This window comes from Mesorhizobium sanjuanii (assembly GCF_002529485.1).
GTDB lineage: Bacteria > Pseudomonadota > Alphaproteobacteria > Rhizobiales > Rhizobiaceae > Mesorhizobium > Mesorhizobium sanjuanii.
Genome location: NZ_NWQG01000081.1, coordinates 1 through 11,418 on the forward strand (window position 1 = coordinate 1; position 11,418 = coordinate 11,418).

The 11,418-nt window shown below is 64.4% G+C and carries 11 protein-coding genes; 5 read left to right on the plus strand and 6 right to left on the minus strand.

Features of this window, described 5'->3' with window-relative positions:
- The 5 genes from CN311_RS13980 to CN311_RS14000 all read right to left on the minus strand — a co-directional run.
- Positions 1 to 965: copper resistance CopC/CopD family protein (locus CN311_RS13980; protein ID WP_208866491.1), on the minus strand; the 965-nt coding region annotated here is incomplete at its 3' end.
- Positions 966 to 1,022: 57 nt separating this feature from the next.
- On the minus strand, positions 1,023 to 1,538 hold the full coding sequence (locus CN311_RS13985) for a YcnI family copper-binding membrane protein (RefSeq protein ID WP_097574339.1): 516 nt from the start codon (positions 1,536 to 1,538) through the stop codon (positions 1,023 to 1,025).
- 34 nt (positions 1,539 to 1,572) lie between these two features.
- Positions 1,573 to 2,127: a copper chaperone PCu(A)C gene (locus CN311_RS13990; protein WP_097574327.1), complete on the minus strand. Its 555-nt coding sequence runs from the start codon at positions 2,125 to 2,127 to the stop codon at positions 1,573 to 1,575.
- A gap of 98 nt (positions 2,128 to 2,225) precedes the next feature.
- Positions 2,226 to 2,579, minus strand: a complete 354-nt coding sequence (locus CN311_RS13995; RefSeq protein WP_097574329.1) for a DUF2946 family protein — start codon at positions 2,577 to 2,579, stop codon at positions 2,226 to 2,228.
- Between the two features lie 94 nt (positions 2,580 to 2,673).
- The gene (locus CN311_RS14000) at positions 2,674 to 3,576 is read right to left on the minus strand and encodes a GntR family transcriptional regulator (RefSeq protein WP_097574330.1); all 903 of its coding nucleotides are present in this window, start codon (positions 3,574 to 3,576) and stop codon (positions 2,674 to 2,676) included.
- A 270-nt stretch (positions 3,577 to 3,846) separates the two neighbouring features.
- On the opposite strand from CN311_RS14000, the gene CN311_RS14005 reads away from it, so the two are divergent.
- The 5 genes from CN311_RS14005 to CN311_RS14025 all read left to right on the plus strand — a co-directional run bounded on the left by CN311_RS14005 (position 3,847) and on the right by CN311_RS14025 (position 10,391).
- On the plus strand, positions 3,847 to 5,352 hold the full coding sequence (locus CN311_RS14005) for a UxaA family hydrolase (RefSeq protein ID WP_097574331.1): 1,506 nt from the start codon (positions 3,847 to 3,849) through the stop codon (positions 5,350 to 5,352).
- Between the two features lie 356 nt (positions 5,353 to 5,708).
- Entirely contained in the window at positions 5,709 to 6,704 is a 996-nt protein-coding gene (locus CN311_RS14010) for an ABC transporter substrate-binding protein (RefSeq protein ID WP_097574333.1), read from the plus strand.
- 88 nt (positions 6,705 to 6,792) lie between these two features.
- Positions 6,793 to 8,346, plus strand: a complete 1,554-nt coding sequence (locus CN311_RS14015; protein ID WP_097574334.1) for a sugar ABC transporter ATP-binding protein — start codon at positions 6,793 to 6,795, stop codon at positions 8,344 to 8,346.
- On the plus strand, positions 8,343 to 9,308 hold the full coding sequence (locus tag CN311_RS14020) for an ABC transporter permease (RefSeq protein ID WP_097574335.1): 966 nt from the start codon (positions 8,343 to 8,345) through the stop codon (positions 9,306 to 9,308). Before CN311_RS14015 ends, CN311_RS14020 begins: the two co-directional genes overlap by 4 nt.
- Before the next feature lie 63 nt (positions 9,309 to 9,371).
- A complete protein-coding gene (locus CN311_RS14025; RefSeq protein WP_097574337.1) occupies positions 9,372 to 10,391 on the plus strand; it encodes a zinc-binding alcohol dehydrogenase family protein in 1,020 nt (339 codons plus the stop codon).
- A 191-nt stretch (positions 10,392 to 10,582) separates the two neighbouring features.
- Here the strand turns inward: CN311_RS14025 and phnF are convergent, their stop codons facing one another.
- On the minus strand, positions 10,583 to 11,362 hold the full coding sequence (gene phnF, locus CN311_RS14030) for a phosphonate metabolism transcriptional regulator PhnF (protein WP_425351075.1): 780 nt from the start codon (positions 11,360 to 11,362) through the stop codon (positions 10,583 to 10,585).
- Positions 11,363 to 11,418: the final 56 nt, after the last annotated feature.

The window sequence follows — 11,418 nt, forward strand, 5'->3', positions numbered from 1 at the left end:
CCCGCCTCGGCCGGCTGCCGCCAGACCGCAAGGCCGAGCGGCGCCAGCGCTCCGGCCCAGAAGGCAATGCCGACGCCGTGCAGAAACACCATCGGCCGCGTCAGCCATTTCGGCTCGGCGGCGCTGGCATGCCCGCTGGCGGCAAGCGCGGCGCCGACACACACCAGACCGGCAAGGGCGAACAGTCTTGCGTCGGCACGCGGCCCGACCAGCGAGGAAAGCCCAAGCCCGAGCGCCATCAGCGAGATCAGCACCGTCCAGCCAAAGCTGGTGCCAAGTCCGGTCTGCCAGACAGCCGGCTGTGCCAGATCCGCAAGCGGCGCGCCGAGCGCGTCGAGCCCCTGGAAGCCGAGCGACAGAGGCGCCGCCACCAGCCCGCACAGGATCGCGGCGATTGCGAAGCGCTGGCCCGAACGCCCACCCTTTGCCAGCCAGGCAATGGCGAAGGCCCCGCCGACGCCGAGAAACAAGCCGATATAGAGCAAGACCTTGCCGGTCCAGATCGCCGACCGCAGCCCCCAGTCGACGGCCTCGGAGACGATGGGCGCCGCACTCGGGACACCGATGGAAAACAACACCGAACCCCCGACCGGATGGCCGTCGGCGGAAATCACCCGCCAACTCAGCACATGGGTGCCGGCCCCAAGCGCCTGCGGGTTGTCGATCTCGACGGTCTGGTCGCTGAGGCGGAACGCGGTCAGCGCAAGCGGCGTCCCGTCGGGCCGCACCAAAGTGAGCACCAGCGGGGAGACCGGCTCGCTGAAAGTCAGCGAAAACTGTGTCGGGCTTTGTCCCAGCACCGCGCCGTCGGCCGGATCGGTCGTGACCAGCGCCGCATGGCCAAAGGCCTGATTTGGCGCGGCAATGACGGCGAGCAGCATGACCGCGGCCAGCAGGCCAATGGCAAGCCGACCGGCGCGGTTGCCGAACCTGCAGATCGTCCACCGAAAGGATGCCACGCTCATGTTACTGCCACGCAAACGACGGCGCGCTCTATCGAACCGAGCGCACCGCCAGAGAGACTACTTCTTGGGCAAAAGCTTGATGCCAGGCGCCGGATATTCCAGCGCATCCTCGTCCTGCCCGGCCGCCGGTATCTCGATCCAGCGATCGGCGGTGCCGTCGCATTCCTGCACCACCGGGAAGTAGAGCGTTTGCCCAGCCGGCAGGTCCGCCGCCAGCGTGCCGCGGAAGACGAACTCGTCGTAGAATTCGTCCGGCAGGCTGCCGCCGCTCCAGTCGATTTCCTTGACGCCGGATGTCACCGCCTCGCCATAGAGCTGATAGGACTTCTCGTATTTGCCCTTCTTGACCTGCAGCGTCCAGCCGGGCTTCGGCATCGGTTTCACCGAGATCAGCCCTTCCGGAATCTGCACGCGCACTGCGGTCGTCGCCTTGCCCTCGCAGCCATGCGGCACGCGCAGCACCGCCTTGTAGGTCGAACCGACAGCCGCTTCCTGGGTTTCGAGCGTGATATGGGCGAAAGCCGTGCCCGTCCCGAGAGCCAGCGCGCAGGCCGACAGAAGATATTTGTTCATGATGGTCCCCCTGATCTTCAATTTTGCGGTCGGCTCAATTGGCATGGTCATCCATGCCGCCCATTTCGCCCATGCCTTCGACCGCGAATTCGACGGTGACCGTGCCGGCCTTCTCGAAGGTCAGCGTGGCGGAAAACTCTTCGCCTTGCTTGGGCTGCTGCTTCAGGCCGATGAACATCAGATGGTAGCCGCCGGGCTTGAGCGCGACCTTGCCGCCGGCCGGGATTTCGAGGCCACCGCTGACCGGCCGCATGGTCATGACGCCATCCTTGACGCCCATTTCGTGCAATTCAGTCTTGTCCGACAGATCGGAAGAGATCGACAGCAGCCGATCCGCCGAGCTGCCGGTGTTGGTGATGGTGAAATAGCCGCCTGCGACCTTGGCGCCGGCAGGCGTCGCCCGCGACCAGGGATGTTCGATCTCGAGATCGCCGAGCTTGAACTCATGCGCGAAGGACGACTGGGCGCCAGCGACCAAAAGGGCAAGCGTGACGACAGTGATGCCGAGGTGTTGCTCGGCACGGCGCAGGAGGGAGGTTCTGTGGCCGGATGCGCGCGCATGCGCGGCGGCGCGGAAGAAGCAGGACATGATGGCTCCATGGATATGGTGTCGCGCCGTTGGCCGGTCGCGAATGATTTCAGCGTTGGACGAGTGCGCCCGCGAAAGGTTCCGCGAGCCATGCTGGCTCACACGACAGGCGGCGCGCGCGGATTCGATGGAGAGCGGGCGCGGGCGAAGTCGATATGCCTGAACGCCGGCGGCACGAAAGCGACTGCTTTGAAAACGAGGCTGCGGGCCAGAGCGACGGCATCGGGCGGCGGCGCATGGACCGGTGAAAACATGCCGCAGCCGAACGTGCAGCATGCCGGCATGTGTTGCCGGTGCGGATCGCCGCCGGGCAGCTCGGCCGCGCCGTCATGGGTGCAGATCACATTGCCGAAGGCATCGAGCGGCGCTGCATCCGGGCTCAGGCCGAAGGCGAACGCTCCAAGCGCCGACTGGAGCACGAGCAGATAGGCCGCGACCAGCGCGGCCGGCATGCTCCATCGTCTCCGCCGGATGTTCAAAGCCCTGCCTCTTCACGCAGCAACGTCAGCTACCTAGCATGGGGCAGGCACGCCGAAAATCGTGAAATCACTGCTGCGGCAACGCGGCACGATCGGGGATGGAGGTCAAAAGCGTGTGGCGCGCCGATTTCAGGTGCTTGCGGCAGGCCGCGTCGACCTTGCCGAGATCGCGCGACTTGAGCGCGGCTATGTAGGCCAGGTGTTCGGCGACCGCCACTTCGTTGCGCTCGCGCTCCTGCGCCTTGTTCCACTGGTAGTGGTAGTGGAAGATCATGGCGATCACGTCATAGAAATCGACGATGAAGCGGTTGTGCGAGGCGCGGTGGATCAGCCGGTGGAACCGCTCGTCGAGTTCCGAAAACTCGTTGAAGCGCGTGGCGATCTCGCGCGCCAGCAGTCGATGCTCTTCCTCCAGCAGGTCGAGATCGGCCCACACCGGACTGTCCTGCGGCAGCGCGGCAAAGGCGGCGGCCGAGCGCAGTTCGAACATCTCGCGGATTTCGGTCAATTCCAGCGCGAAGGCGCGGGTGAAACCCTTCAGCACCCAGTGGCTGTTGCGGCGCTTCTCGATCAGCCCGAAGCGGGAAAAGCGGATCAGGAATTCGCGCACGCTGGTCGTGCCGACGCCGATCTCGCGCGCCAGCTCAAGCTCGTTGATCTGCATGCCGGCCTCGGCGCCACCCGCGAGCAGCCGCCGCATGAAGGAGCGCTCGATGATCTGCGACAGCGTGTCGGTCTCTTCCTCTGGAAAAAAATCGTCCGGCCGCGGCGCGCGCAACACCGTCTTGCTGCGTTTGTTCCAGGCGATCAGTCCCGTCTCTTCCATCCTCGCAAGGATGGTGCGGATCGTCGTGCGGCTGACGCCGAGCAGCGTGCCGAGCTCCGGTTCCGACGGCAGGCTTTTCGTTTCGTCGAGCAGCCTGAGACCGCGATTGTAGGCGTCCTTATAGACGTTGTTGCTCTTCGACATCCCCTGCCCCGTTGCGCGCCGACGCTTGCAGCGGCTGGCTTGAAGCGCGATATGACAGATGTTCCTAGCGTATGCCCCCGAAAAGCGGAATCGCTTTCCAAAAGGGATACGCGGTTCCGATGCGGGAGCGTCCTTCAAGACCCAAGACGCCCGGCGCATCCATGAAAAAACGATTGACGCAAAAATGTTTTTTCACGATAAAAGACATTATATGTTAAGCAGCGCGTGTCAATCCGCGCCCATCCCAGGACCATACCCAGGAAACCGCCCGTGAACGCCGCAAACAGCATTCTTCTGTCTCCCGCCGACAATGTCGCGGTCGCCAATGGCCGTATCGAGATCGGCACGCCATTGCCCGGCGGGGCCGTCGCGGCCGCGCTGATCGAGCCCGGCCACAAAGTGGCGATCAAGCCGATCGCGGCCGGCGAGGCGGTGGTGAAATACGCCCAGGCGATCGGCCGCGCCACCGAAGCCATCGCACCCGGCGAGCATGTCCACTCGCACAATCTGGTTTTCGAGTCCGGGCGTCTGCCGGTGGTGCCGCCGAGCGAGGCCGAGCATGCGACGGAGGCCGACCGCGCCCGCACCTTCATGGGCTACCGCCGCGCCGACGGCCGCGCCGGCACCCGCAACTTCATCGGCATTCTTGCCAGCGTCAACTGCTCGGCCACCGTCTGCCACTCCATCGCCGATCGGGCCAACCGCGAGCTGCTGCCGAAATATCCGGGGATCGACGGCTTCGTCCCGATCGTCCATGGCCAGGGCTGCGGCATGAGCGCCACCGGCGACGGCATGATGGTGCTGCACCGCACGCTGGCCGGCTATGCCCGGCATCCGAATTTCGGCGGCGTGCTGATGGTGGGCTTGGGCTGCGAGGTCAACCAGCTCACCCTCTATGGCCAGAAGGGCGTCGCAGCCGGCAAACGTCATTTCAACATCCAGGAGGCCGGCGGCTCGCGCAAATCGGTCGAGAAGGCGATGGGCGTGCTGGCCGAGATCTGCGAGGACGTCGGCCAGCTGAAGCGCGAGCCGATCCCGGTCAGCGAGATCGTCGTCGGCCTGCAATGCGGCGGCTCCGACGGCATGTCGGGCATAACAGCCAATCCGGCGCTGGGCGCCGCCGTCGACATCCTCGCCGACGTCGGCGGCATCGGCATCCTCTCCGAGACCACGGAGATCTACGGCGCCGAGCACCTGCTCGCCTATCGCGCCGCGACCCCCGAGATCGCCGCCAAGCTCGACGGCTATATCAAATGGTGGGAAGACCATGTCGCCAAGCATAGCGCCTCGATCGACAACAACCCCTCGCCCGGCAACAAGCGCGGCGGCCTGACCACCATCCTGGAGAAGTCGCTGGGCGCGGTGGCCAAGGGTGGCCAGACGCCGCTCAACGGCGTTTTCGGCTATGCGGAGAAGGTCAGCGGGCACGGGCTGGTGTTCATGGATACGCCCGGCTACGACCCGGTCTCGGCCACCGGTCAGGTGGCGGGCGGCGCCAATGTCATCGTCTTCACGACCGGGCGCGGCTCCTGCTTCGGCTGCCGGCCGACGCCGTCGATCAAGGTCGCCACCAACTCGACCATGTACCACCAGATGGAAGAGGACATGGATGTCAATTGCGGCGTCATCGCCTCGGGCGAGAAGACCATCGCCGGCATGGGACGCGAGATCTTCGAACTGATCGTCGAGACCGCTTCGGGTCGCAAGACCAAGAGCGAACAGTTCGGCTACGGCGACAATGAATTCGTGCCCTGGCATCTCGGAGCGACCCTCTGATGCATGTCGCATGATTCCCATCCGGCGCCACGCGCTCTGAACCAGAACCGCCCTGAACCACAGTCGACAAGCGCCGAACGCCTGCGACCCCAATGAAGAATGAATATTCCATATTGACACAAAGATGGAATTAATAGTCCATATCGGTCGGGAGGATCGAGAATTGTTGAACGGCGACGGAAAGTATCTTCCTGCCGGGCCATACGGCAACGTCACGAAACATCGCTTGCGTCGGCCGAACCGATGCAATATCAAAATGCGGTAAATGTTTTTTATTGATAAAGTTCTGTTTGGGCCACGCCTATCCGAATGGGGCTTCCGTAACGTTCACAGGGCGACTTAGGGAGGAATCCTAAATGAAATTCGTGACCAGCATTCTCAACCGCCGCGCCTTCGTGGCGCTTGCAGCCGCCTCGATGCTTGCCAGCGTGGTGCATTCGGCGCCGGCTTCGGCGGCGGACGTAACCATTCCGATCATCGTCAAGGACACCACCTCTTTCTACTGGCAGATCGTTCTGGCCGGTGCCCGCAAGGCCGGCAAGGACCTCGGTGTCAACGTGCCCGAACTTGGCGCCCAGGCCGAGACCGACGTCAACGGCCAGATCTCGATCCTCGAAAACGCCGTCGCCGGCAACCCGGCCGCCGTCGTCATCGCACCGACCGAAGCCAAGGCCCTCGGCAAGCCGATCGACGAGGCCGCCACCAAGGTCAAGATCATCGGCATCGACTCCGGCGCCGACTCCAAGGCCTTCACCTCGTTCCTGACCACCGACAACATCCAGGGCGGCCGCGTTGCCGCTGACGGCCTGGCGGCAGCGATCGGCGAGGCCAATGGCGGCAAGATCGAGGGCGATGTCGCCCTGATCACCGCGCTTCCGGGCGCCGGCTCGCTCGAACAGCGCGCCCAGGGCTTCAAGGAACAGCTCGCCGCCAAATATCCCGGCCTGAAGCTTGTCGCCGACAAATATGCCGACGGCCAGGCCACGACCGGCCTCAACATCGCGACCGACCTGATCACCGCCAACCCCAACCTCAAGGGCATCTTCGCCTCCAACCTGATCATGGCGCAGGGCGTCGGTCAGGCGATCGCCGAGAACAATCTTGCCGGCAAGGTCGGGCTCGTCGGTTTCGACAGCGACGAGAAGCTGATCAAGTTCCTCAATGACGGCGTCATTTCGGCTCTCGTCGTGCAGGATCCGTACCGGATGGGCTATGACGGCATCAAGACGGCGCTCGCCGCCTCGAAGGGCGAGAAGGTCGAAGCCAATGTCGACACCGGCGCCAATCTGGTGACGAAGGCCAACATGAAAGAGCCGAAGATCGACGCGCTGCTCAACCCGAAGCTCGACTGAGCATCGCACAGGCGTACTGTTTCCGGGGCTTTGCCCCGGAAACGACCAACACTCGTGCCAATCGTGAGGCCGGTCTGGGAGGATTGTCATGACGTCCACGGCGCAGGAACCGCACCCGGCCCCAACGCTGGAACCCGGCAGGACGATCCTCGAACTGAAGGGGCTGGAAAAGCGCTATCCCGGCACGCACGCGCTGAAGCCGGTGGACCTCGCTTTCAAGGCCGGAGAGATCCACGCCATCGTTGGCGAGAACGGTGCCGGCAAGTCGACGCTGATCAAGCTTCTGACCGGCGTCATGCCGCGCACGTCCGGCGACGTCGTGTGGGAGGGCCAGCCGGCGGCACTGGCAACCCCGCATGAGGCGATGGCGCTTGGTATCAATGCCGTGCACCAGGAGGTCGTGCTTTGCCGCCACCTCACCGTCGCGGCCAACATGTTCCTCGGCGAGGAGGATTCGCGCTTCGGCATCCTGCAGCAGCGGGCCATGGTCAGGCAGGCGCAGAAGATCATCGACGATCTCGGCTTCGACCTGCCGGCGCACGTCGTGCTTGGCGATCTCACCATCGGCCAGCAGCAATTGATCGCCGCCGCCCGCGCCACCGTGCGCGGCACCAAATTCCTCATCTTCGACGAACCGACCGCTTACCTCACCCGCAAGGAAGCCGACCAGCTGTTCACGCTGATCCGCCGACTGAAGGGCGAAGGCGTCACCATCATCTATATCAGCCATCGCATGGAGGAGGTGTTCGAGCTTGCCGACCGCGTCTCGGTGCTGCGCGACGGCACGCTGGTCGGCACCAGGAACATCAGTGAGACTAACGATGCCGAGCTGGTCAAGATGATGATCAACCGGTCGATCGAGCAAGTCTACCACAAGGAGCATTTCACACCAGGCGCGGTGATCGTCGAAGCGCGGAACCTGTCGGGCAAGGGTTTCGAGAATGTCTCGATGTCCGTCCGCGCCGGCGAGATCGTCGGCCTCTACGGTCTGATCGGCGCCGGGCGCAGCGAATTCGTCACCACGCTCTACGGCCGCCACCGCAAGTCGGCCGGCCAGATCCTCTGGGAGGGCAAGCCGGTCCAGGTCAACTCCGAGCACGATGCGATCAGGCTTGGCATGGCGCTGGCGCCGGAAAGCCGCCGCGACCAGGGCCTTTGCCTCAATTTGCCGGTCAGCCTCAATCTCAATTTGCCGATCTACAAGCGCATCTCGAACAATCTCCTGATCTCGAATGCACAGGAGAAGACCGAGGCCGATCGCCAGATCGCCGATCTCAGGATCAAGACGCCGACACGCAACGCCTTGGCTTCCAGCCTGTCCGGCGGCAACCAGCAGAAGATCGTCATCGGCAAATGGCTGGCCCATGGCGCCAAGCTGTTCATCTTCGACGAGCCGACGGTCGGCGTCGACGTCGGCACCAAGGCCGAGATCTATCGCCTGTTCGGGGCGCTTCTGTCCAAGGGCGCCGGCATCATCCTGATCTCGTCCTACCTACCGGAGGTCTATGAACTGGCCGACACGCTGCACGTGTTCCGGCGCGGCAAGCTGGTGGCCACGCATGGGTTCCGCACCGCCGATCACGAGGAAATTCTCACACAGGCCCTCGCCGAGAAACAAGAAAAGCTGGGAGGACAGACATGAGCACGGAGGCTATTCCCGCCGAAAAGCCGAAGCGCAACTACAACGCCCTGTTCGGGCTGACGCTGCTGGCGCTGCTGGTTCTTTTGTGGATCATCCTGTCGGTGGCGACGCCGAGTTTCGCCTCGGCCATCAACATCTCGAACCTGTTGCGGCAGGGCTCGATGATCGCGATCCTGGCGGTCGGCCAGACCTTCGTCATCATCACCGGCGGCATCGATCTTTCCGTCGGCGCCGTCGTTGGCTTCGCCACCGTCATCGTGGCGATGCTGATCAATGCCGGGGTACCGGTTTTTATCGCCATCCTGATCACCTTGCTGGTCGGCGTCGCCATCGGCATGTTCCATGGCTTCGGCATCGTCAAGATGGGCCTGCCGCCCTTCATCATCACCCTGGCGACGCTGACATCCCTGCGCGGCATCGGTCTGTTGATGACCAACGGCAACTCGATCTCGATCAACAACGATGCCTTCCAGCTTTTCTCGCGCAATTCCTTCCTCGGCGTCCCCAATCTGTTCTGGATGGTGATCCTGGTCGGTATCCCGGCCTACATCTTCCTGCATCACAGCCGCTGGGGCCGCTATCTGTTCTCGGTCGGCTCCAACGCCGAGGCCTCGCGTCTGTCCGGCGTCAACGTCCAGCGCACCATCTACATGGCCTACACGCTGTCTGGCCTGTGCGCGGCCTTCGTCGGCGTGCTGCTCGCCTCGCGCATCGGCATCGGCAATCCAACACAGGCGGAAGGCTGGGAATTGCAGGCGATCGCCTCGTCGGTGATCGGCGGCACCTCGCTGTTCGGCGCGGTCGGCTCGGTGCACGGGCCGCTGCTCGGCGCCTTCATCCTCGCCACCATCAACAACGGCGCCAATCTGCTGAACGTCAACGCCTTCTGGCAACGCATCATCACCGGCGCGCTGATCATCGTCATCGTCTATTTCGACGGATTGCGCCGCCGCGGCAAATAGACCCGATAAAGGCTACCGGCCTCGGCGACAGCCGGTGGCACCATGAACCGACTGGATAGAAGCATGAAAGCCGTCGTCTGCCGTTCGCCCGGCGACCTTGTTATCGAAGACCGCCAGGTGCCGGGCGCCCCGCCGCCCGGCTGGGCGCTGGTCGCGGTCAGCCATGTCGGCATCTGCGGCACCGACTATCACATCTTCGAAGGCAAGCATCCGTTCCTCGCCTATCCCCGCATCATGGGCCACGAGGTGTCGGGCACGGTGATCGAGGCTGGCCAAGGCGTCGACCTTGCCATTGGCGAAGCCGTCATCATCAACCCCTATCTCGCCTGCGGCAAATGCATCGCCTGCCGGCACGGCAAGCCGAACTGCTGCGTCAGGATCGAAGTGCTCGGCGTCCACCGCGACGGCGCCATGTGCGAGAAAATCCTGGTGCCGGCGCAGAATCTCTATCCGGCCAACGGTCTGTCGCTGGCGGACGCCGCCGCGATCGAATTCCTGGCCATCGGCGCGCACGCGGTGCGACGCTCTCGCGCCGAGCAAGGCGCACGCACGCTGGTCATCGGCGCTGGCCCGATCGGGCTCGGCACGGCGCTGTTTGCCCGCATCGCCGGGCTGGACGTGAGCCTCCTCGACATGAGCACGGAGCGTCTGGGCTTCGCCGCGAGCGAACTCGGCTTCGCGACCCTCGACGGTTCGCGGGCAGCGGCGGCCGATCTGGTGCGGGACGCGACCGGCGGCGAGGGCTTCGACATGGTCTTCGACGCCACCGGCAACACCCGGTCCGTGCAATCGGCCTTCGCTCATGTCGCGCATGGCGGAACCCTGGTCCTGGTCAGCGTCGTCAAGGACGACATCGTCTTTTCCGATCCCGAATTCCACAAGCGCGAGATGACGCTGATCGGCAGCCGCAACGCGCTGCGAGCCGATTTCGACCATGTCGCCGCCTCGATCCGCAACGGCGCGGTGCCGCTGGCAAAGCTCGTCACCCATCGCACGACACTTGATGAGACGCCGCGCGACCTCGCGCGCTGGGCGCACGAGAAATCCGGCCTGATCAAGGCTGTGATCGAGGTCGGGGCATAACATGGCAGGCGGTGAACCCGGCCCGAATTGACGATGCCCCGCGCAGGTCGACCCCCCACTCCGTCTCGGCGAAAGCCGAGACGGAGTGGGGAAAGGCGGTCCTCAAACGCCAAGCCGCTGATAAGTAGCGCGACCGAACTGATATCAGCGTGAGTCAGATAAATCACGGTCTCGTACAAGACCGGCACTACCTACAGCGCCGACAGCTTCAGCTCGACCCGCTCCGCCGGAAACCGCGTCTCGGCGAACTGGATCGGCTGGCCATCGGGCGTGACGTTGACGGCGACGGTGACCAGCACGATGGCGCCGGGCTGGAGGTCGAGATCGGCGAGATCGGCGGCGTCGGCATGGCGCGCCGACAGCACCGTCGATTGCCTGAGATAATCGCTGATACCGAAGCGCTCGAGCGAGGCGGTGATCGATCCCGTTTCCGCCATGGCCGCATCGATGCCGGCAAAACGCCTTGCCTCGAACCAGGCGGTGGCGCGCGAGACCGGCTGTCCATCGGCTTCGCCGCGCATTTCCAGGCGTACCACGTTCGCGCCCCTGGCAAGCCTTAGTCCCTCGGCAACGCGCCTGCCGGCCGGTTCGATCGCCGACTCGATCAGCAAGCTGCGGCGCTCGGACGCTTGCCCTTGCAGGCCCGCCGAAAAGCGCGTGCGGGCGCCGATCGGATAGGACAGCCGCTTGCGCGACAGCACGAAGGTGCCGCGCCCCTGCTCGGCGCGAAGCACCCCCTCCTGCACCAATGCGGCGATCGCGGCGCGCACCGTATGGCGGTTGACGCCATAGCGGTCGGCGAGCGCCATCTCCGGCGGCAGCGCCGCGTTCTCGACGAAGTCGCCGATCGCGATCGAATGCAGGATCTGGTCGGCGATCTGCCGCCACAGCGAGACACCGCTGCGCCGCTCGATGCTATCGGCCACCGGCCTGTTGACCATTGCCCTCTTGATCATCGCTTGTCCGGTCATTTCCTGTCCCGTTTTTCGCCCAATCTTTTCAACGATGTCACGCACTCGTCATGGAC